Raw genomic sequence first — 21,986 nt, 5'->3', positions numbered from 1 at the left:
CTTCTCCCCAGTCTATCTCATTGACGCCTTTGCCGCGCCATTCAGCTTACGATCCCGAGGCCCCGTCGCGCGACGTAGCAGCGACATCCGACGGGTCGTCGCTCCGGTAGAACGTATAGGACAGCGTGATCTCGGAAATATTCTTTGTGCTCATATCCTCGACGATCTTGGGATCGACGAAGAAGGTCACCGGCATGTCGATGCTTTGACCTGCGACGAGCGTCTGCTCCTTGAAGCAGAAACATTCGATCTTGTTGAAGTAGCGGCCGGCGATCTCGGGCACCACGTTGAATCCCGCGGTGCCGGTTACCGGCTTATCGGTGTTGTTGTGCGCCTTGAAGAAGGCTAGCCCGCTCTCGCCGATGCGTACGTCGATAGCGCGCTGCTCGGGTGTGAAGTCCCAGGGGAGCGCGCGATCCACATTGGCGTCGAACCGAACAGTGATGGTGCGGTCGAGAACCTCGCCGGGCAGCGCCTCGGCAATCTGTGGGACACCGCCATAGCCGGTGACCTGGCAGAACATGCGGTAGAGCGGCACTGCGGCGAAGGACAAGCCCACCATACCGGCGACAAGGCCCACCAGCGACAACGCGACCAAGCCCTTCCGGTCGCGCTTTGGCGCCGGTGCGGGCTTCAAGTCTTTTTCGTTGCCGTCCGTCATGTGTCCCGCCAATTACATCTGCCGCACGGCGACATTGCCGCCGAGCCGCACAATGGTAACGATGAAGAACAGAATCGCGAGGCCTGCGAGGATCCAGGCAATGGCCAAAGATCGCTTGCGTTGACGGCGTTTGCGTTCGGCTTCCGCATCTTCCATCACAAGGTCCAGCTCAGCGACGCTGCGCCGCTCTCGAATCCGAAGCCTTGCTCCACCAGGAGCACGGCAAAGAGCACGAAAAGATAAAGCACCGAGTAGGCGAACAAGTGCTTGGCGGCCCGGTCGGCTTCCTCGCCCTTGCGTATGCGATAACAATCGAACGCGAAGACGACAAAGAACGCGCCCAGGATCGAGGCGGTGACGGTGTAAAGCATGCCGCCAAAGCCCATGACTGACGGGGCCATGCCCAACGGCGCGAGGATAAGGCTGTAGATCAGGATCTGACGGCGGGTCTCGTCAGGCCCGTGCGTCACCGGCAGCATAGGCACGCCAGCGCGCTCATAGTCTTTGCTGCGGACCAGAGCCAGCGCCCAGAAGTGAGGCGGCGTCCAAATGAAGATGATGAGGAACATCACGAAGGACTCGAGGCTCACCGTACCGGTGGCCGCGGCCCAGCCGATCATTGGCGGCACGGCGCCGGCAGCGCCCCCTATCACGATGTTCTGCGGCGTCGAGCGTTTCAGCCACATCGTGTAGACGAGCACGTAGAAGGCGATGGTGCCTGCGAGCAAGGCTGCTGCGACCCAGTTCGCCATCACGCCAAGGCACAACACCGAGCCGATCGAGAGCACGCTGCTGAAGGCCAGCGCTTCGCCCGGCGTGATCCTGCCTTGCGGCAAAGGACGCCCAGCAGTGCGGGCCATGCGCGCATCGATGTCGGCGTCGTACCACATGTTCAGCGCGCCAGAGGCGCCCGCGCCGACAGCGATGCAGGCGAGCGCGGCGATGGCTAATATCGGGTGCATGCTTCCGGGCGCGGCGACTAGGCCGACCAGCGCTGTGAACACCACGAGGAACATGACCCGAGGCTTGAGCAGCTCAACAAAGTCAGCGACGTCGCCCCCGGGGGCAACGTCGAGCTTGCCTGGAATCGCTTGGACCGTAACGTCGGGCATCAGCCTACTCGCTCAAGCGCCTCCCAACCGCCACATCTTACTTGATACGCGGCAGCGTTTCGAAGGTGTGGAACGGCGGTGGAGACGGCAACGTCCATTCCAGCGTCGTGGCACCGGCCCCCCAAGGATTGGCGGCCGCCTTCTCCTTGCGCGAGAACTGGACGAAAATTCCGATGAGGAACACCACGAAGCCAGCGAACGCGATGTAGGAGCCGATCGACGAAATGAAGTTCCAACCCCAATAAGCATCCGGATAGTCCGCGTAGCGGCGTGGCATGCCCGCGGCCCCGAGGAAGTGCTGCGGGAAAAACGCAACGTTCGCGCCGACGAACATCAGCCAGAAATGAAGCTTGCCGATGGCCTCAGAGTACATGTAGCCGGTCATCTTCGGTGACCAGTAGTACCAGCCCGCGAACAGCGAGAAGACCGCGCCAAGTGACAACACGTAGTGGAAGTGCGCGACGACATAATAGGTGTCGTGGAAGGAGCGGTCGACGCCAGCGTTCGACAGCACCACACCCGTAACGCCACCGATCGTAAACAGGAAGATGAAGCCAAGCGCCCAGAGCATCGGCGTCTTGAACGACAGGGAGCCGCCCCACATCGTGGCGATCCACGAGAAGATCTTAACTCCCGTGGGCACAGCGATCACCATCGTTGCGAAGACAAAATAGGCTTGCGTGTTCACATCTATACCGGCCGCGTACATGTGGTGAGCCCACACGACGAAGCCGATCAAGCCAATCGCCACCATGGCGTAGGCCATGCCGAGATAGCCAAATACGGGCTTCTTGGAGAATGTTGCCACGATCTGGCTGACGATGCCGAAGCCCGGGATGATGAGAATGTAAACTTCCGGATGGCCAAAGAACCAGAACAGGTGCTGCCATAGCAGTGGATCGCCACCATGCGCAGAATCGAAGAACGCGGTGCCGAAGTTTCGGTCGGTCAGCAGCATGGTGATGGCGCCGGCCAGAACCGGCAGCGACAACAGCAGTAGGAAGGCTGTCACCAGCACCGACCAAACGAAGAGCGGCATCTTGTGCAAGGTCATGCCTGGCGCGCGCATATTGAAGATCGTGGTGATGAAGTTGATGGCACCGAGGATCGACGACGCACCGCCCAAGTGAAGGGCGAGGATCGCGAAGTCCATGGCGATGCCGGGCGTGCCCGACGTGGAGAGCGGCGCGTAAATTGTCCAGCCGCCGGCGACGCCGGTCGACCCCGGCGGTCCGGGCATGAACAGCGACAAGACGAGCAGAACGAAGGCCATGACCAGCAGCCAGAACGAAATGTTGTTCATGCGCGGGAAAGCCATGTCCGGCGCGCCGATCATGAGCGGCATCATCCAGTTGCCGAAACCGCCCATGGTGGCAGGCATCACCATGAAGAACACCATGATGAGGCCATGCGCCGTCACGAAGACGTTGAACATCTCCGGATTGCCGAAGAACTGCATGCCGGGCTCCATGAGCTCGGCCCGCATGCCCATCGATAGCAAGCCACCGACAAGACCGCCGATGATGGACAGCACAAAGTACATCGTGCCGATGTCTTTGTGGTTGGTGGAGAACAGCCAGCGCCCGATACCGTGCGGATGATCGTCGTGATCGTGATGAGCCGCTTCTGCCTGTGCCATGCCTGTCTTCCCTATGTCCTATGTCTTTGTTCGTTCTCGGCCGTTTCAGGCCAACTGTTGATTCGCGGCTTCGAGCCTATTCCTGCGCGGATGCCACCTTGCCGTCGGTGTCGACGGCCGCCGACTTGTTCTTTGAGACCCACGCATCGTACTCGTCCTGCGAAACGACGCGGACGGCGATCGGCATGAAGGCGTGATTGCGGCCGCACAGCTCCGAGCACTGGCCGTAGAACCAGCCCTCTTTCTCCGCGCGGAACCAGGTCTGCTGCAGGCGCCCAGGCACGGCATCAAGCTTCACGCCGAATGACGGAACCGCCCAGTTGTGGATGACGTCGTTGGACTTGAGGCCGACCACCACATTGGCGCCGACGGGCACGACCACTTCGTGGTCCACGGCGAGCAACCTCGGCTGGCCGGGTTTCAACTTATCGTCCGGCACCATGATCGAATCGAAGCGAATGCCCTCGTCCGGATATTCGTAGGTCCAGTACCACTGGCTGGCCGTCGCGGTAATGCTCACATCAGCCTTGGGAAAGTCGTACTGGGCGAACAGAAGCCGGAACGACGGAATGGCGATGGCCACAAGAATGAGGATCGGGAGCACCGTCCAGGCAACCTCGAGCGGCGTATTATGCGACGTGCGAGAGGCCTTCGGATTGCGGCGCTCGTTGAAGCGAACCATCACGTAGATCAGCAGCGCCAGAACGAAGAGCGCGATCGCGACGATGATGACGTTCACGTAGTCATGGAAGCCGTTGATCTGCTCCATGATCGGCGTCGCCGCCTCCTGAAAGCCCAGTTGCCATGGGGACGGTTGCCCCATACCGGCGAAGGCCGGACCGCTCACGAGCAGCCCCGTAAGCGCAGTAAGAACCGTCAGCATTCGATGGAAGATCGCCATCCCTTCACTCCTGAAGCCTGCTCCCCACCGCCCCTCACCACTTGAGGGACGAAGTGTTCGTATTGGGCACGGGCAAGCTTGCCCAGACCGCGAATTAGCACGGCGACGGCGAACATATTGGCGCGAATTGGCGTCGCCCCCGCTACGCATTTTTTGTTCCTCCCACAGCCAAGCGCAACGGCTGGAGGTTCTATTGTTGTAAAAATCATAAAGGATATTGATTGGCAACACTCATGATTTCCTGTTGCCGCCCGCGACAAATGCTCACTTGACACCGGCCTTTCAGACAGTTGGTGCAATGACTTGGCGGAGGCGGAAGTTAGTCCTAGGAAGGGGCCCGTCGAAATTTGGCCCAAATACTCGGCGATTGCCGTTTTCTATGCTGCGCTAAGCCGCTTCACGCCACCTCCCCGAGCGGTCTAATACACGGGGATTCCTGCCACTCGTTCTTGAAAAGGCGGCCCTGCCGACCTCCTGATGCCCATGGCTCAAACACCCAGTCGAAACAGATTCGCGCGCCAGCTGATCCATGTCAGCACGTTCCTGGCGCTGTCGCTCATGCTGGCGAGCCAGGCTGGGGCGCAGGACGCACCGGCGGACGCGGCCCCTGGGGCCACCGGACCCGGAAGCGAGGTTCGTGAGACGCACGGCGCCTGGCAGGTCAGCTGCCGGACGCCCCCCGGCGCCAAGGAAGAAAAATGCGCCTTGGTGCAGAGCGTTACGGCGGAGGACCGGCCCAATGTCGGGCTTACGGTGGTTTTCTATAAGGCCATCGGCGAGAACAAGAAGCTGCTTCGCGTCGTGGTGCCGCTCGGCGTTCTTTTGCCCACGGGGCTCGGGCTCAAGATCGACGGCCAGGACGTGGGCAACGCGCCGTTCCTGAAATGCGGCAAGCGGGGCTGCGTCGCCGAGGTCGAGTTGCAGAACGAAGTCATCGGCAAGCTGAAGAAGGGCGAGACGGCGATGTTTATTATCTTCGACACGCCCGAGGCCGGCATCGGTATCCCGGTCTCCTTGCAAGGCTTCACGGACGCCTTTGCGGGCCTGAAATAGCGGCAAATTTCCTGAGCACAAAAAAATCGGCGGCAGAAAAGGAGAAATCCGCCGCCGATCCATCCGTCTTGGGGGACGGACTAACGTCTCCGTCCTTGCAGGGTTCAGACGAAGACGTGACTTGCCCCATTATATCGCCCCCGAGCCCACGCTTTCAAGTTCGCCACCCTCTATCCGTGTGGTCCTTGGCTCGGTGCCACGCGCCCTTGTGGCTCGGAAATTCGCGATATGTTCCCGTGCATTCGCTGTCGAGCGTGCATAGCCCGCTAGACGCGGCGCGCTCCCATATTTTCGGCCCAGTCTGGAGTAGACTGGTTCCAAGGGGCCGAGCTGATCAGAGGGATAACCGATGCGACTGAGGCACTTTGGCCTCGTGCTCTCCTGCCTGGTACTCGCCGTGCTTCTGCCCGGCCTGAGCGCCGGCAAAGAGACAGGCCCCAAGCCAAACCAGCTGGTACTGAGTTACGACACCCGTCTCGCCGGTATCAATCTCGGTGATTTCAAGGTGATCGCGACGTTTACCGGCAGCACTTACAAGGTGCGCGCCCATGGCGAGTTCTCATTGCTCGCGGGCATCGCCTTCAAGGCGACCGGCCAGACGGCCAGCAACGGTAAGCTCGTCGCGGGCGACCCGCAGCCGGCGCGGTACACCATGAAATATGTCGGCAGCAAGAAGTCCGAGCGGCGGCGCATCGATTTCAAAGGCGGTGCAGTCAGCGCGGTCACCGTCGTGCCGCAAAAGAAGAAGAAGCCGCAATACGTCCCGCTCACACCCAAGCAGCTGCAGGGCGTGCTCGACCCGTTGACGGCGGCGTTCCTGTCCGTGCGCTCCAATGCACCCGCCGGCGACTTGAAAGTCTGCAACGGGACCGCCCGCGTGTTCGAGGGGAAGCAGCGCTTCAATATCTCGCTAAGCCCCAAGCGGCGCGAGAAGCTTGGCCGGAGAGCCCCGAAGGCGTTTTCGGGCCGCGCAGCCGTTTGCCGGGTTCGCTACGCGCCTGTCTCCGGTCACCGGCGGGGTCATGCCGGCGTGCAGTACATGACCGAGAATAAGGATATCGAGGTCTGGCTGGTGCCAGCGCCGCGGTTCGGCCTCTACGTGCCCTACAAGATCCTCATCCCCACGGCCTGGGGTACGGGCTCGATCGAGCTCACCGGGATCAAGCAGAGCGGCCAATTCCGGCGGGCGGCGGTGCCGTAGGCTAGAGCGCCTCGTCCTCGAACAGGCGGTCGATATTGCCGTCCCAAGGCCCGTGATAGGCGGCGAGCAGGCGGTCCGCGGGCGTCACGCCCTCCTCCCCCGTGTCGACGAGCGCGGCCAGCGCACCCCGCTCATCCTCGCCGTTGTCGTCTAAGCGCCCGCGCCGCTTTAGCCCGCGCCTGGCGATCTTCACCACCTTGCGGGCAACATCGCGCAAGGTGCCGCCTCGGAAGGGCGTCTTGAGCCCGTGTTTGGGCACCTCGTTGCGCATAGTCTGACGCTCTTCGGCCGTCCAGTCGGCAATCAACGCGGAGGCCTCGTCGAGTGCTTCTTTATCGTAGAGGAGCCCGGCCCACAGTGCCGGGAGCGCCATGAGCTGCTGGAATGGTCCGGCGTCGGCGCCGCGCATCTCCAGAAACTTCTTGAGACGCACCTCTGGGAACAGCGTGGTGAGGTGATCGCTCCAATCGTCCATGGTCGGCTTTACGCCCGGCAATGCCTCGAGCTTACCGTTGAGGAAGTCGCGGAACGATGCGCCGGCGACGTCGATGTAGCAGCCGTCGCGGTAGACGAAATACATGGGCACATCGAGTGCGTAGTCCACGTAGCGCTCGAACCCCATGCCGTCCTCGAAGGCGAACGGCAGCATGCCGGTGCGGTCGGGATCGGTGTCGCCCCACATATGTGCACGATAGGATTGGTAGCCGTTGGGCTTGCCTTCAGTGAACGGCGAGTTGGCGAACAGCGCCGTGGCCACCGGCTGTAGCGCCAGCCCCACGCGCAGCTTCCGCACCATGTCGGCCTCATCGCCGAAATCCATGTTCACCTGCACCGTGGCCGTGCGGAACATCATGTCGAGGCCGTGGGACCCGCGCGTCGGCATGTACCGCATCATGATGCGGTAGCGCTCCTTCGGCATCAGCGGCAGTTCGGCAAGCGTCCACTTGGGCGTGAAGCCAAGTCCGATAAAGCCGATGCCAAGCTGCTGCGCTACGGCGCCCACTTGCGACAGATGCTGCCGGAGCTCCTTCTCCGTCTCGTGCACAGTCTTGAGCGGCGCGCCGGACAGTTCCAACTGCCCACCCGGCTCCAGGCTGATCGAACCGCCGATCGGGCAGTCGGTGCACGACAGCGCGATGATGTTGCCGTTCTCGCGCACGGGGTCCCAGCCATAGCAATTATGATGCATCTCCAGCAGCGCCTCGATGCCGTGCGCGCCGCCGTAAGGCACCGGCGAGTTGTCGGCGATGTTGAAGCCGAACTTTTCGTGCTCGGTGCCGATGCGCCAGTCTTCTTCCGGCTTCGATCCGGACTCCAGATAGGAGACAAGCTCGTCGCGCGACTCGATGACCGGACTCTCTGGCCCATTCACACGTGTCGACATGTCAGGAGAACTCCGCTTGGCGATGGGATACGAGGCTTAGTGTAACCGGGCCCGCGCCTCCCGGGTCGAAGAAACCCTTATATTGTATGGGCCAAGCAGCGCGGCAAGAGACAGTTCCGCGCAACACCCAAACATAATATAGCGCGGCCTTACACCATCATCCGGTGGTAGAGATCAAACATGATCCACAGGCTGCCGCCCACCATGATGCAGATGAGCACGGCGGCGAAGGCCAGCGCGATCAGATTCTCGCGGGGCGTGGTGCTGAAGTCGATATGCAGGAAGAAGCGCAGGTGAACGAAAATCTGGACCACTGCGAAGGTTGCGATGACCATCAGCAAGGTCTCGCGCGGCAAGGCGCCGTCATAGACGAGCCAGAAGGGGATCGCCGTCAGGATCAGCGCCAGCACGATGCCGATAAGATAAGGCCGCGCCGTGCGCTCAATTGGAATACCCGAACTGGCGTCCATCACAGCACTCCCGGCAAATAGACGACGGAAAAGATCACGACCCAGATGATGTCGAGGAAGTGCCAGAAGAGGCCAAGCCGCATCAGCCGCGAGGCGACCGGCGCCGTGAGCCCCTTGAAGAAGACCTGACCGATCATCACGCAGATCCAAAGAAGCCCGACGCTGACATGAAGCCCGTGCGTGCCGACCAGCGTGAAGAAGGCCGACAGGAAGCCGCTACGCTCCGGTCCCGCGCCCTCTTGGATCATGCCGCAGAACTCGCCGATTTCTAAAAAGATGAAGCAAGCGCCGAGCAGGACGGTGATGGCGAGCCACATCAGCACTTTGGACCTGTCGCCGGCCGACAATGCAACAGCCGCAAAGCCGAACGTCGTGCTGCTCAACAGGAGCACCAGCGTCTCCGCGGCCGCCCGCTCGAGGCTGAACAGTTCCTTGCCGGTCGGCCCGCCGGCGGTGTTGCCCACCATGACGAGATAGGTAGCGAAAAGAAGCGCGAAGATGACGGCATCGCTCATGAGATAGAGCCAGAAGCCGAACTCCTTCTCTTCGTATTTCTCCGCATCACGCGGGGAGACAGTCATGGCCTCAAGCGTCATGTCGCCTCCGGGACGGGGTCACCGGCGTAGCCGGGATCGTCAGCCATCTCATTCCTCGGCGCCTTAGCAAGCTCGGCGAAGCGCGCGTCTTCGATCTTCTTCACCTCGCTGGCGGGCATGACGTAGTCGCTGTCATCATCGGAGGCGCGGATTACCACGGCCACAAAGATGACCAGCAGGGCGAGCGCCGCCAGCCACCACATCCACCAGATCATGGCAAAGCCGAAGACGAAGCCGGCGCCGCCGATGACCGCGCCGACATAGGTGTTCTTCGGCATGATGATGTCTTCGTATTTGTCGGGACGCTGATAGGCGACGCCGCGAGCCTTCATGTCCCACCAGGCATCGCGGCCCTCCACCTGAGGTAGCACGGCGAAATTGTAGGGCGCTGCCGGCGAAGAGGTTGCCCATTCGAGAGAGCGGCCGTTCCAAGGGTCGCCCGTGAGATCGAGCGCTTCGTTCCGTTCACGAATACTGACAATGAGCTGCACTGCAAGGCAGGCCATGCCGAGCAGAATGATAAAGGCACCGACCCAAGCGACGATAAGATGAGGCTGCCAGGCTGCGATCTCGTAATGCTCCATGCGGCGCGGCATGCCAAGCAGGCCGAGGACATAGAGCGGCATGAAGGCAACATAGAAGCCGATGATCCAGCACCAGAAAGCGTATGTGCCCCATCTCTCGTTCAGCTTGAAGCCGAACGCCTTGGGGAACCAGAACATGTAGCCGGCGAGATAGCCGAACAGCACACCCGGGATGATCATGTTGTGGAAGTGCGCGACCAGGAAGGTCGTGTTGTGCATCATGTAGTCGACAGGCGGCAGGGCCAAGAGAACGCCGGACAGGCCGCCGATGACGAAGGTCACCAGAAAGCCAATGGTGAAGAGCATTGGCGGTTTGAAGATGATGCGGCCGCGATACATCGTCAGCAGCCAGTCGAACACCTTCACGCCCGTGGGCACCGAGATGATCGTGGTCATGGTTCCGAAGAACGAATTGACCCGGGCGCTCGATCCCATGGTGAAGAAGTGGTGCAGCCAGACAGTGAAAGACAGAAGCCCGATGGCTACGGTCGCACAAACGAGAGAGACGTAACCGAACAAACGCTTCTGGCTGAACACGGCAACGACTTCGGAGAACACACCGAAGGCCGGCAGGATGAGGATGTAGACCTCAGGATGACCCCACAACCAAAACAGGTTGATGTAGTTCATCATGTTCCCGCCCATGGCGTTCGTGAAGAAGTGGAAGTCGAAGTTCCGATCGAGAATCAGCGTGGCGCAAGCAACCGTGAGTGCGGGAAACGCGAAAATCATCAGAAGTGACGTGACAAAGATGGTCCACGTAAAAAGCGGCAGGCGGAACATGGTCATGCCGGGCGCCCGGCATTTGATGATCGTCACCAAGAAATTGATTCCGGTCATCGTGGAGCCGAAGCCCGCGATGAACACCATCCACAGCCAGTAATCGACGCCAACACCAGGCGTGAACTGAACACCGGAATAGGGAGGATAGGCCGTCCAACCCGCGGTGGAGAACTTGCCGACGACCAGCGAGAGGAGCATAAGCCCCGCCCCCGCCGTGGTCAGCCACAGGCTGATCGAGTTCATAAAGGGAAACGCCACATCCCGCGAACCGATCTGCTGCGGCACGATGAGATTTGCTAGTCCGGCCAGGAACGGCATGGCCATGAAGAAGATCATGATCGTGCCATGGGACGAAAAGATCTGATCGAAATGACCCGGCGGCAGATAGCCTTCGCTGTTGTAGGCGATTGCCTGCTGGCTGCGCATCATGGCTGCATCGACGAAGCCGCGCACGAGCATGACGAGCGCCAGCATGATGTACATAATGCCGATCTTCTTGTGATCGACACTCGAGACCCACTCGGTCAGCACCATCCGCCAGGCGCCGAAATAGGTAATGGCACCGACGACCGCAAGAGCGCCAAGAACGGTCACCGCGGCACCCGAAGCCGCAATGGCGCTGTAGAAGGGAAGTGACTCGATCGTCAGTCTGCCGAAAAGGTCCAAGGGTCTTATTCCGCTGGTTCAGGTTTCTTCTTGCTCGGCGTGAGCATGGCGTCGTTATGAGCGTATTTGGCGATGATGCTGTCGAACAGGTTCGGCTCGACACCCGAGTAATAGGTCACGGGCACTTTTTCGCTGGGTTTCGCAAGCGATTCATAGGTTGCCGCATCGAGCGCCTTGCCCGACTGCTTCGCTTTTTCCAACCACGCATCGAAGTCCTCTTTCGACTGTGCGTGGGTTTGGAATTGCTGGTTGGCAAAGCCGGTGCCGCTATATTGAACGTTGCGCCCCCAGAACGTGCCCGTCTCGTCCGCGAGAAGATTGAGCCGCGTCTGCATGCCCGCCATGGCGTAGATTTGGCCGCCAAGCGCCGGGATCACGAGCGAGTTCATGACCGTGTCGGAGGTAATCGTGATGCTGACCGGCGTGCCCACCGGCATGGCCAATTCGTTGACGACGGCGATATCGTGCTCCGGATAGACGAACAGCCATTTCCAATCCTGCGCGATGGCCTGCACTTGTAGCGGCTTCACGCTCGGATCGATTTCCGTATAGGGGTCGAGCTTGTAGGTATTCGCCCAAAGATGGACGCCGAGCCAGATCACGATCGCGGCTGGAATGCTCCAAACGACGATCTCGGCGGGCCAGTAGAAATCGAAATTCGGCGTGTAGCGCGCTTTGCGATTGGTGCCGCGAAAGTGCCGCGTGAAAAACGCCGCCATCAAGAAGACCGGAATGATCACGATCATCATGATCGCGATGGCTTTGAAGAGAAGGTTGCGCTCGGCGAGCGCGATGGGGCCTTTGGGATCGAGTACCGGACCGTCGATGACGCTGCAGCCGCCGCAAAGCAGCGCCACCAGCACGAATGGTAACGCCAAGCTTCGATAGGCAAGAGTTCTTCTCACGTCGACGCCTTGCGTTTCGATTTCCCGCTCGGAAATCCGATTGCGGACCAAAGTAGTGCCTTCTGGACGATTCGGCGACCCTAAAGGTCGGCAAGCGCCGTCATTGTGAAGAAGCCCTCAAGGTCGCCCCGGTGATTTGACGTATGTCAACGCCAGTCGCCCAGGACGGCATTGACGAGCGCCAGGCAAGCCACGGCCGCCGTATCGGCCCGCATGACGCGCGGGCCTAAAGACAGCGGAATGACGAAGGGTTGGCGCAAAAGCGCGGCACGCTCCTCCGGCTCGAAGCCGCCTTCCGGCCCGATCAACACGGCAAGCGGCTTCTGCTCCTGCGCGGATAGGACATCGAGCGGCGAGGCCGAAGCCGCCACCTCGTCGGCAAAGATAAGGAGCCGCTCCTCGTCCCAATCTTTCAGGAGCTTATCGAGCTTCTTGGGCGCGCGAACCTCAGGCACGCGGAGAATGCCGCATTGCTCCGCCGCCTCGACCGCGTTGGCTTGAAGCCTTTCGACCTTCACCCGCTCGGCGACCGTGCGGCGCGTTAGGACGGGCTGCAGCAGGCTGGCACCCATCTCAGTCGCCTTCTGGGCCATGTAATCGACCCGCGCGCGCTTGATGGGCGCGAAGAGATAGTGCAGGTCAGGTCCTGCCTCTTGCGGGCGTGTCTGATGCTCGGCCTGCAAGTCCACTTTCTTCTTCGCAACGTTGGAGAGCCGCGCGCACCATTCGCCATCCAGGCCGTTGAAGACGAGAACTTGGTCGCCGGCCTTCAAGCGCAGCACGTTCGCCAGATAATGCGCTTGAGGCGACTCCAGGGCGATCCCGGCGCCGGCGCGCAATGGAGACTTGACGAAGAGCCGTTGGAGCTTAGAGGGCATGATCGGCGATCGGCGCATGCATGAGGTAGGCTGAAGGCAGACATGCCACGTCCCACACCACAAGGCAAAGCAAGCGGCGTCGCCGACGCGGAACCCAAGAACTGGGTGGACCGCCATGCGCCGGCGTGGGCGCTTCCGTATCTACGGCTTGCCCGCGCCGATAGGCCCGTGGGCTACTTTCTTCTAGCACTGCCGTGCTTCTGGTCTGTGGCGCTTGCGGCGCGCAGCGCTGGCGCGCCCTACCCGGATCCCTGGCTGCTTCTCCTGTTTGCCATCGGCGCCATCGCCATGCGGAGCGCCGGGTGCACCTATAACGACATCGTGGACCGCAAGATCGACGCGCAAGTGGCGCGCACGCGCTCACGCCCCTTGCCCAGCGGGCAGGTTTCGGTGGCAGCGGCAGCCATCTTTATGGTCGCGCTGTGTCTCGTGGGACTTGGCGTCTTGCTCAGCCTCAATCACTTCTCGATCCTGCTCGGGCTCGGCGTTATTCCCATCGTGGCGCTCTACCCGTTCGTGAAGCGCATCAGCCATTGGCCGCAAGCGGTGCTCGGGCTTGCGTTCAACTGGGGGGCGCTGGTGGGGTGGGCCGCGGTGCTTGGCGGGCTCACCGTAGCGCCGGTGATTCTTTATGTCGGCGCCGTCGCCTGGACCATCGGCTACGACACGATCTACGCGCACCAGGATCGCGAAGACGACGCGCTCATCGGCATGAAATCGACGGCGCTCCGCTTCGGCCGGTCGACACAGACCTGGCTCAGCGCTTTCTACGGCCTGGCCTGGAGCGCGATAGTCCTGTCGGGACTTGCGGCCGGGGCCGGCCCTGTATTTGTCGCAGGGATGGGGCTCGCCGGCGCGCAACTGGCCTGGCAGGTCGCGACACTCGATATCGACGATGCGGAGAACTGCCTGCGCCGCTTCCGCTCAAATCGCGGCTTCGGCCTGCTCATATTTGTGGCAATCACCCTCGATATGGCGCTTGCATCTTGGGCCTAGAAGGCCGATGTGACGGTCTTGGGGAAGTGGTCTGAGACATGCAAGGGATGACGCGAGAACGCGGCGGCCCGGACAGCAAGAGGGCCCCGGTGCTTTTCGCATCCGAGGCCCATGTGACGCCTTGCTGTTAGCTTCCTTATTGGCTGCCTTGAGGTAGCCTTTATTGACACCAATGTGCCACGGAAGCTTTCCCGGACGCTTAATGGACGTTGTTAATAACCGGTAGCTTCCAACTTGGTTTAGAGAGTGTTCCTTCCGCCCGATGACCGCAGCGACACAGACAAAAAGACCTGAAATCATGCCTCCGCTGGAGGAGGATTACGAACTTCTGAAGAGCGCCGTGCGCAAGGCCGGCGCCCTGGCGAACAGCTATTTCACAAAAGAGCTCGAAGTTCACAAGAAGCCTGACGGCTCGGAGGTCAGCGAAGCCGACCTGGCCGTCGACGCCGCGCTCAAGCTCGACCTGACGACGCGCCGCAAGACCTACGGCTGGCTGTCGGAGGAATCACCCGACGATCGCGAGCGGCTGAAACATTCGCGGGTGTGGATGATCGACCCGATCGACGGCACGAGTGCCTTCTTGCGCCACATCCCAGAGTGGACCGTTTCCGCCGCGCTCATCGAGGACGGGGAGCCTGTGCTCGGCGTGGTCTACAACCCCGCGAAGGACGAATTCTTCCATGCCATGCGCGGACACGGCGCCTTCCTCAACGATGCGCCGATCCATGTGAGCGACAAGGCCAGCCTCGAAGGCGCCAAGATGATCGCCAGCGGCGGGCTGTTCCGGAAGAAGATCTGGGAAGAGCCCTGGCCGAATGTCGAGGCCGAATGGGTGAACTCGGTCGCCTACCGCATGGCGCTGGTGGCAGCCGGCAAGGGCGACGCGACCATCTCGCTGTCGCCCAAGGCCGAGTGGGACCTGGCCGGGGCGGCCTTGCTCATCGAGGAGGCCGGCGGCATCACCACCGACCATCGCGGGACGCCGCACCCCTATAACCGCGAAAACCCCAAATTTCCGAGCCTCGTCGCCAGCGGAAAGGCCCTGCATCCGCTTCTCATTGAGCGCACAAGCCGCATAGACCTTTAAAGCGCCTTTCGGCAAGGTGCCGGCGATCAGACAGTGAGGGGAAGCATGGCCGCGCAGGCAAAGAACAAGGCGGGCAGTAAGCAACTGCTCCATCTCGTATTCGGGGGGGAACTGACGGAGCTCGACAAAGTCGAGTTCGCCGACCTCAAGAAGCTCGATATCGTCGGGATTTATCCCAATTACGCGCGGGCCTACGATGCTTGGAAGGACGCCGCCCAGCGCACCGTGGACGACGCCCATATGCGCTATTTCATCGTCCACCTGCATCGGCTCTTCGACCCGGAGCACGACGCCGACTAGGGGCTCGCGCCCGGTTTTTCGCCTTAAAGGGGAACGGACCTCCGTGCTAGAAGGGGCCAGCGAGCGGCGGCACGGCTGCTGGCCCGCTTGAAGAATCGGGGAAGCCTTTGAAAGGCAACGTATTCACAAACGTCGACGCGGTCACGAGAGGTGGCGACGAGCTCTCGGCCCACTACACGACGACCGACATCGTCAAGCGCATCTGGAGCGAGCACTTACGCCCCCACGTCTTTCTTTTGTCCATGGCCACGGTGGCCATGCTGCTCACGGCCGCGACCACGGGCGCCATCCCCTTCCTCATTCAACGCACCGCGGACGACGTGTTCGTCGCCAAGAAGGCGGACATGGTCTACTGGATCACCGCGGCGATCGTCATCATCACCGCGATCAAGGCAATCGCCGAATATGTGGCCAATGTCACCGTGGCCTATCTCGGCCACCGCTTCATCGCCGACCTCAGGCTGCAAATGTTCAACAAGCTGGCCAAGGCCGATCTTGGCTGGATTCAGACGGTCCATTCGGGCCGGCTGCTCTCAGGCTTCCTCAACGACGCCAATTTGATCCGCGCTACGGCGAGCCGGACCATCGTCACGCTTGGCGAGAACGTGCTCAAAGTGGTGATCCTCGTCGGCAGCATGATCTACATGGACCCGCGCTTCTCGGTGCTGATCCTGATCTTCATGCCGTTCGCCGGATACATGCTCTCCCGCCAGCGCCGCAGAATGCGCAAGTCCACCACGAAGTCGCTGCAAGAAACCGGCGACCTCTCCGCACTCGTGACCCAGACCTTGCGTGGCATGCGCGTGGTGCGCGCCTACCGCCAAGAAGAACAAGAAGAGGGCCGCGCGGCGAAGTCCATCAACCGTACGCTCGAGTTCACCATGCGAGGCACCCGCGCGCGGGCTGCGTCGAGCCCGGCCATGGAGCTGCTGGTTGGCTGCGGTTTCGCCATCGCTATTTACGTCGCCGGCACGCAAGGCATTCGCGGCGATCTCACGCTCGGCCATTTCATGGGCTTCATGACTGCGGCGATCCTGATCTATAGCCCGCTGAAAAGCGTCGCCACGCTGCAGACTCAATTGCAGGAAGGCGTCGCGGCCGCCAGCCGTGTGTTCGGCATTGTCGACCGCGAGGTAAAGCTCATCGAACTGCCCGACGCCAAGCCGCTTACGCTAAAGCAGGGCGAGATCGAGTTCCGCGACGTGACGTTTGCCTACGATGAAGACAACGTCGTGCTGAAGGGCGTGAGCTTGACCGTGCCGCCCGGCAAGACCGTCGCCTTGGTCGGTCCGTCGGGCTCGGGCAAGAGCACGCTGGTCAATCTCGCACTGCGCTTCTTCGACCCCAACAAGGGCGAACTTCTGATCGACGGACAGGATGTCAAGCATGTGACGGTCGACAGCCTGCGCGAGTCCATCGCGCTCGTGACTCAGGACCCCGTGCTGTTCGACGATACGATCCGCGCCAACATTGCCTATGGCACAAAGCCGCTCGTTGAGGACGAGGTCATCGCGGCGGCGAAAGCGGCGGCCGCGCACGACTTTATTTCGAGGCTGCCGAAGGGCTACGACACGCGCGTGGGCGAGGCGGGCGGCTTGCTGTCCGGCGGCGAACGCCAGCGTATCGCCATTGCCCGGGCCATCTACAAGGACGCGCCGATCCTGCTTCTCGATGAGCCGACCAGCTCGCTGGACTCCGAAGCGGAAGCGAAGGTGCAGGCGGCGCTTGAAGTACTGATGCAGGGACGCTCGGTGCTGATGATCGCGCACAGATTGTCGACGGTAAAGAAGGCCGACCTGATCTGCGTGCTCGATCAAGGGCGCATCGTCGAGATCGGGCGCCATGACGAGTTGGTCGCCAAGGGCGGCCTTTACACGCGCCTGCACAGCACCCAGTTCGGCATCACCGGTGGATACGCAGCAGCGTCAACCGACGAAGCCGTAGCCGTGGCCGGCGAATAGCAGCATCGGACGAAACCGAACGAGCATGTTGAAACGGCTGCTATCATCGGAGCCCGTCGTCGCGTTCATCGCCAAGCTCGCTTCGGGCTATGTCCGTTTCGTCTACGCGACGAGCGCGATCAAGCGCGATCCTACCGACACAATCGACACGCTGTTCGACAAGCATCCGCAAATCCTCGCCATCTGGCACGGCCAATTCATGCTGCTGCCGAATATGAAGCCGAAACGGCCCGCGGACCTGAGGGCCATGGTCTCACGCCATGGCGATGCGGCGCTGCTAGGTGCCGTGCTTGAGCGCTTTGGCGTCGTGTTGATCCGGGGCGCGGGCGCCGGCACAAGAAAACGTGACCGGGGCGGGGCGGCGGCCATGCGCGAAACCATGCGCGCGCTTGACGCCGGCGCCACAGTGGCCATGACCGCGGACGTGCCTCCCGGGCCTGCCCGGCGCGCTGGCGACGGTATTGTCACCATCGCTTCCAAATCCGGACGACCCGTGGTGCCGTTCGCAATCGCCACAAAGCGCTTTCTCAAACTGCCGTCATGGAGCGCCTTTACCGTCAACTTGCCCTTCTCGACACTTGCCATTGTCGTCGGCAATCCGGTGCACGTGCCGTCTGGTACGAACCCTGAAACAATTGAAAAAGGTCGCCGCGCCATCGAGCGCGCACTTGCGGAAACCACAGCGCGCGCCTATGCGCTCGCGGGCGCCACCGACCCGCTCAGCAAGGAGGCCGTGTCCAAGCCCGGCCTCTCACTCAAAGCGTATCGGCTCGCGACAAAGCTCGCCGCGCCCATCGCGCCATTGCTGCTCGCATGGCGCGCGCGGCGCGGAAAGGAAGAGCCCGACCGGCACCCGGAGCGTTACGGCGCGCCAAGCTTGCCGCGGCCAACAGGATTTCTGGCTTGGTTTCATGCGGCGAGCGTCGGTGAGGTCAATGCCGCGCTGCCGGTGATCGATGCGATCGCCGCGGCGCGCCCGGAAGTCCGCATCCTGCTCACGACGGGGACAGTTACCTCGGCGCGTCAGGCGCGCGTGCGGCTGCCGGAGGGCGCGTTGCATCAATTCGTGCCGCTCGACCGCCAGGGCTATCTGAAACGGTTTCTCGACCATTGGCGTCCCGATCTTTGCGTTTTAGTGGAGTCGGAGATCTGGCCGAATCTGGTTCTGGAGACCAAGGCGCAGGACGTTCCCCTCCTTCTCATCAACGGCCGCATGTCCGCCTCCTCGTTCAGGGCCTGGCGGCGCCGGCCCGGCTTGAGCCGCCCCATCTTCTCGGCGTTCGATCTGGTCCTGGCGCAGAACGCAAGCCTTGCCGAGCGCTTCGCGCGGCTCGGCGCGGTGGAGGCGCGCGGTGCGGGGAACCTCAAGGCTGACGCCCCGCCGCCGCCTATCGATACGGCCGGTAAGGCCAAACTCGCCGCTGCGATAACCGGCCGGCCCGTGTGGCTCGCGGCGAGCACGCATCCGGGAGAAGACGAGGTCGTTGCCACGGCTCACGGCATGATCAAGAAGGCGCTACCGGACCTGCTGACCATCATCGCCCCACGGCATCCGGACCGCGGGGACGCCATCGCCGAGATGTTGCGCGCGCAAGGCTTGCACGTCACGATCCGCTCCGGTGGCGGGCGCCCCCATGCCAACACGGATGTCTATGTGGCCGACACGATCGGCGAACTCGGCCTGCTCTATTCGCTGGCGCCCGCCGCCTTCATCGGCGGCTCTCTGGTGAACCGAGGGGGACAGAACCCCGTGGAGGCCATTAAGCTCGACGCCGCGGTCTTGACGGGACCCAATTGGCAGAACTTCCGCGACTTTTATTCGGAGCTGTTGAAGACCGGCGGCGCCAGGGAGGTTACCGACGCGGAGACCTTGGCCGTCGCCGTGCTCGGCCTGCTGCAAGACACCAAACAACGCGAGCAGATGATGACGCGGGCGAACAAGACGGTCGCGGCTATGGGTGGCGCCCTCCCCCGCACGCTGGACGCGATCGAGGCCTATCTCCCACCCAAGCCGAGCCTCCAACATGCCTCATAAGACCCCCTCTTGGTGGTACCGCAAGCCGGGCGGGATCGCGGGCGCGCTTTTTCTGCCCGCCGCAATCTATGGCCGCGTGGCGGGATCACGCATGGCGCGCGATGTGGGCCACCGCTCAAAACTCCCGGTGATCTGCGTCGGCAACTTCACGGCGGGCGGCGGCGGCAAGACACCGACCGCCATTGCGATTGCGACGCTTCTGAAAGCCATGGGCAAGCGCCCCGCCTTTTTGACACGAGGCTATGGCGGCACGGCGAAAGGCGTCGTGCGCGTTGCGGGCCACGAGGCGCACGCGGTTGGCGATGAGCCGCTGCTGTTGGCGGCCGTGGCACCGACCTTCGTCTCAGCGGACCGCATCGCGGGCGCCGAGGCCATCGAAGAAACGGACGCAGACGTAATCGTCATGGACGACGGGTTTCAGAACCCGGCGCTCGCCAAGGATCTGTCATTGATCGTGGTGGATGCGGCCTCCGGGCTCGGCAATGGACGCGTGATGCCGGCGGGGCCATTGCGCGCGCCGCTCGATACGCAAATGCCACGCACCGATGCGCTGCTGGTGATCGGCGACGGTAAGAAGGCCGATCGTCTGGTCGCCGCGTTCGAAACCGCAGGCAAGCCGGTGCTGCGCGCCAAAGTCACCCCCAATTGCGACGCCCGCTGGCTCGCCGTGTTGCCGGTGATCGGCTTTGCAGGGATCGCCCGGCCCAACAAGTTCTTCGCCACGCTCAAGTCGAACGGTGCGCGGCTAATCGAAAGTCATAGCTTTCGAGACCATCACCGCTTTACCGAGAAGAATGCTCGCGCGCTTCTTAAAGAGGCCGACGAGAAGAAGGCGATGCTGGTGACCACGGAGAAGGATTGGGCGCGCATCCCCGACGAAGACGAAGACAGCGCGCTCACCGAACTCAAGAATCGCTCACGGCCGTTCCCGATCCTCGTGACGTTCGAGGACGACGAGCAAGCGAAAGACCTGCTCAGCGCGCTGGCAAGCCGTTAGCTTGCGTCTCTCTTGGCGTGGGTTTCGCTGTAGCGTTGGAGCGAGGCGGCCGCGTCGGCATAAGGCTCCTGGAGTTCCACACTCCAATAACGCAAGGCGTCGAGCGCAATGGGCTGGCCCGTGACGGCGCAGCGCACGAAGTCGCCGGGCGTTATCACCTGGACCTCACCGTCGAGATATTTGAGCTTGGCTTCGCCTTTGAAGCCGAGATTGCGTTCGAAGCGGTTCATCAAGTCGGTGGCACTCTCTCGTTGTGTCTCAGCATAGCGTCACGGCAAACCCGTTGCCAGCGGGGCTAAAGCAAATTCCCCTGATTTCCATCGGGCTTGCGGCGCGGTGCCGATTGGGGCGCGCTCTTCTTGCCGGAGGCCCGCCGTGGATCGGCATGCGCTTCAACATGGCCATCGGCGAACTCAATGTCCAGTCCGGCACCCGGCTTCACGTCCGCAGCACGGCGCAGCATGACGCCGTCCTCGGCGCGCACCAACGCGAAGCCCCGGGCCAAAACGTTGTGATAACCGAGCGTCGTGAGCAGCTTTGCCTGGCCATCGAGACGCCGGCGGGCACCGTCCAAGGTCGCATGAATGGCGCGGCCCTTGGCGCGATGGAGGCGCAGAAGCGAGTCGCGGCCCGTGCGCGCCGTGTTCGCCAGAAGATGCGGCCGTAGCCGTGAGCCGGCGCGTTCCATCTGCGAGCGATGGACCCGCGCGTTGGCCAGCAGCGCGCGCGGCAGTTTGTGGCTCGCAGCATCGAGACGCTGACGCGGCAGGCCAAGGATCGCGTCACGGCGCGGTAGGCCCCGGGCAGACGCCGCAAAGCGGCTGCGCCACGTCTCCAATGCGCGCCGCAAGGAGCCGGCGCTGCGCACGCCGAATGTCCGCACGCTCGTCAGAAGTTCGGAGCGCACGGGCACGGCACGCTCGGCTGCGGCTGTCGGCGTCGGCGCCCGGTAATCGGCAACGAGATCGATCAAGGTCCAATCGGTCTCGTGTCCAACCGCCGAGATGAGCGGGATCGAGCTGGCGGCGGCCGCGCGCACCACGATTTCCTCGTTGAAGCCCCATAGGTCCTCAAGACTTCCTCCGCCGCGCGCGACGATGATGAGATCGGGACGCTGTGCGACCTGCGGCGGATCCGCGTTGAAGCCATGAATGGCGGCGGCCACTTCGGCGGCGCAGGTCTCGCCTTGTACGCGGACCGGCCAGACCAGCACATGGGAGGGGAAGCGGTCGGCCAGCCGATGAAGAATGTCGCGGATTACCGCGCCCGTGGGCGACGTCACCACGCCGATGACGCGCGGCAGGAAGGGCAGCGCCGTTTTGCGATCCTCGTCGAACAGCCCCTCGGCGGCGAGCTGCTTCTTGCGTTGTTCCAGAAGAGCCATGAGCGCACCGACGCCCGCGGGCTCCAGCTCCTCGATGACGATCTGATATTTTGAACCGCCGGGATAGGTGGTGATCTTGCCCTTGGCGACGATCTCCAGCCCTTCCTCGGGCTTAAACTTCAAGCGGCCGAAGGTGCCGCGCCAGACCACCGCCTCAATCGCCGCGCTCTCGTCCTTCAGCCTGAAATAGCAATGACCGGAGGCGTGGGGCCCGCGATAGCCGGAGACTTCGCCGCGCAGCCGCACGTGACCGTAAGCGTCCTCCACCGTCTTGCGCAGCGCAAAGGCGAGCTCGGAGACGGTGTACTCGGCGAGATTGGTCTGCGGGGCCTGTGGACTACGGCGGGCCATTTCGTCATCTCTTTCGCGTGGCGCGCCCTGTCGTGCTAAGAG

21 protein-coding genes are annotated in these 21,986 nt (G+C 62.4%); 8 read left to right on the top strand and 13 right to left on the bottom strand.

Annotated features, from left to right (window positions below; translation table 11 throughout):
- Positions 1-46 precede the first annotated feature (46 nt).
- The 5 genes from ABY454_RS05005 to coxB all read right to left on the bottom strand — a co-directional run bounded on the left by ABY454_RS05005 (position 47) and on the right by coxB (position 4,313).
- Complete coding sequence (locus ABY454_RS05005; protein ID WP_372929081.1) at positions 47-661, bottom strand: cytochrome c oxidase assembly protein; 615 nt, start codon at positions 659-661, stop codon at positions 47-49.
- Between the two features lie 12 nt (positions 662-673).
- The gene (locus ABY454_RS05000; protein ID WP_372929080.1) at positions 674-817 is read right to left on the bottom strand and encodes a hypothetical protein; all 144 of its coding nucleotides are present in this window, start codon (positions 815-817) and stop codon (positions 674-676) included.
- Positions 817-1,773, bottom strand: a complete 957-nt coding sequence (locus tag ABY454_RS04995; protein WP_372929079.1) for a heme o synthase — start codon at positions 1,771-1,773, stop codon at positions 817-819. Before ABY454_RS04995 ends, ABY454_RS05000 begins: the two co-directional genes overlap by 1 nt.
- Before the next feature lie 37 nt (positions 1,774-1,810).
- The gene (gene ctaD / locus ABY454_RS04990) at positions 1,811-3,412 is read right to left on the bottom strand and encodes a cytochrome c oxidase subunit I (RefSeq protein ID WP_372929078.1); all 1,602 of its coding nucleotides are present in this window, start codon (positions 3,410-3,412) and stop codon (positions 1,811-1,813) included.
- Positions 3,413-3,488: 76 nt separating this feature from the next.
- The gene (gene coxB, locus ABY454_RS04985; protein ID WP_372929077.1) at positions 3,489-4,313 is read right to left on the bottom strand and encodes a cytochrome c oxidase subunit II; all 825 of its coding nucleotides are present in this window, start codon (positions 4,311-4,313) and stop codon (positions 3,489-3,491) included.
- 483 nt (positions 4,314-4,796) lie between these two features.
- Between coxB and ABY454_RS04980 the strand changes: the two genes are divergently transcribed.
- A complete protein-coding gene (locus ABY454_RS04980; RefSeq protein ID WP_372929076.1) occupies positions 4,797-5,366 on the top strand; it encodes an invasion associated locus B family protein in 570 nt (189 codons plus the stop codon).
- 349 nt (positions 5,367-5,715) lie between these two features.
- Positions 5,716-6,567 (top strand): DUF3108 domain-containing protein, encoded by an 852-nt coding sequence (locus ABY454_RS04975; protein ID WP_372929075.1) that lies wholly within the window; start codon positions 5,716-5,718, stop codon positions 6,565-6,567.
- A gap of 1 nt (position 6,568) precedes the next feature.
- On the opposite strand, the gene ABY454_RS04970 is transcribed toward ABY454_RS04975, so the two are convergent.
- From ABY454_RS04970 to ABY454_RS04945, 6 genes are all read right to left on the bottom strand, one after another.
- A complete protein-coding gene (locus tag ABY454_RS04970; RefSeq protein WP_372929074.1) occupies positions 6,569-7,951 on the bottom strand; it encodes a glutamate--cysteine ligase in 1,383 nt (460 codons plus the stop codon).
- Positions 7,952-8,100: 149 nt separating this feature from the next.
- Positions 8,101-8,421: a cytochrome o ubiquinol oxidase subunit IV gene (gene cyoD / locus ABY454_RS04965; protein ID WP_372929073.1), complete on the bottom strand. Its 321-nt coding sequence runs from the start codon at positions 8,419-8,421 to the stop codon at positions 8,101-8,103.
- Positions 8,421-9,002 (bottom strand): cytochrome o ubiquinol oxidase subunit III, encoded by a 582-nt coding sequence (gene cyoC / locus ABY454_RS04960; RefSeq protein ID WP_372929072.1) that lies wholly within the window; start codon positions 9,000-9,002, stop codon positions 8,421-8,423. Before cyoC ends, cyoD begins: the two co-directional genes overlap by 1 nt.
- An 11-nt stretch (positions 9,003-9,013) precedes the next feature.
- A complete protein-coding gene (locus tag ABY454_RS04955; RefSeq protein WP_372929071.1) occupies positions 9,014-11,050 on the bottom strand; it encodes a cbb3-type cytochrome c oxidase subunit I in 2,037 nt (678 codons plus the stop codon).
- Positions 11,051-11,055: 5 nt separating this feature from the next.
- Positions 11,056-11,955, bottom strand: a complete 900-nt coding sequence (gene cyoA / locus ABY454_RS04950) for a ubiquinol oxidase subunit II (RefSeq protein WP_372929070.1) — start codon at positions 11,953-11,955, stop codon at positions 11,056-11,058.
- Between the two features lie 146 nt (positions 11,956-12,101).
- On the bottom strand, positions 12,102-12,833 hold the full coding sequence (locus ABY454_RS04945; RefSeq protein ID WP_372929069.1) for a 16S rRNA (uracil(1498)-N(3))-methyltransferase: 732 nt from the start codon (positions 12,831-12,833) through the stop codon (positions 12,102-12,104).
- Positions 12,834-12,875: 42 nt separating this feature from the next.
- On the opposite strand from ABY454_RS04945, the gene ubiA reads away from it, so the two are divergent.
- The 6 genes from ubiA to lpxK all read left to right on the top strand — a co-directional run bounded on the left by ubiA (position 12,876) and on the right by lpxK (position 20,209).
- On the top strand, positions 12,876-13,829 hold the full coding sequence (gene ubiA / locus ABY454_RS04940; RefSeq protein WP_372929068.1) for a 4-hydroxybenzoate octaprenyltransferase: 954 nt from the start codon (positions 12,876-12,878) through the stop codon (positions 13,827-13,829).
- Between the two features lie 298 nt (positions 13,830-14,127).
- A complete protein-coding gene (locus ABY454_RS04935) occupies positions 14,128-14,916 on the top strand; it encodes an inositol monophosphatase (RefSeq protein ID WP_372929067.1) in 789 nt (262 codons plus the stop codon).
- A 45-nt stretch (positions 14,917-14,961) separates the two neighbouring features.
- Complete coding sequence (locus tag ABY454_RS04930; protein WP_372929066.1) at positions 14,962-15,216, top strand: DUF4170 domain-containing protein; 255 nt, start codon at positions 14,962-14,964, stop codon at positions 15,214-15,216.
- A 107-nt stretch (positions 15,217-15,323) separates the two neighbouring features.
- Positions 15,324-17,177, top strand: coding sequence for an ABC transporter ATP-binding protein (locus ABY454_RS04925; RefSeq protein WP_372929065.1), 1,854 nt, complete (start codon positions 15,324-15,326; stop codon positions 17,175-17,177).
- Positions 17,178-17,202: 25 nt separating this feature from the next.
- Complete coding sequence (locus ABY454_RS04920) at positions 17,203-19,212, top strand: glycosyltransferase N-terminal domain-containing protein (protein ID WP_372929064.1); 2,010 nt, start codon at positions 17,203-17,205, stop codon at positions 19,210-19,212.
- The gene (gene lpxK / locus ABY454_RS04915) at positions 19,202-20,209 is read left to right on the top strand and encodes a tetraacyldisaccharide 4'-kinase (protein ID WP_372929063.1); all 1,008 of its coding nucleotides are present in this window, start codon (positions 19,202-19,204) and stop codon (positions 20,207-20,209) included. Before ABY454_RS04920 ends, lpxK begins: the two co-directional genes overlap by 11 nt.
- Here the strand turns inward: lpxK and ABY454_RS04910 are convergent.
- Both ABY454_RS04910 and xseA read right to left on the bottom strand, forming a co-directional pair.
- Positions 20,206-20,439, bottom strand: coding sequence for a DUF2093 domain-containing protein (locus ABY454_RS04910; protein WP_372929062.1), 234 nt, complete (start codon positions 20,437-20,439; stop codon positions 20,206-20,208). The two genes, lpxK and ABY454_RS04910, sit on opposite strands and share 4 nt — an antisense overlap.
- A 65-nt stretch (positions 20,440-20,504) precedes the next feature.
- A complete protein-coding gene (xseA, locus tag ABY454_RS04905; RefSeq protein WP_372929061.1) occupies positions 20,505-21,944 on the bottom strand; it encodes an exodeoxyribonuclease VII large subunit in 1,440 nt (479 codons plus the stop codon).
- Positions 21,945-21,986: the final 42 nt, after the last annotated feature.

The sequence above is a fragment of the Methyloceanibacter sp. genome (assembly GCF_041573655.1).
Taxonomy (GTDB): domain Bacteria; phylum Pseudomonadota; class Alphaproteobacteria; order Rhizobiales; family Methyloligellaceae; genus Methyloceanibacter.
Note: the sequence above shows the minus strand (reverse complement) of the source record. Positions and strands in the feature narration are given on the sequence as shown.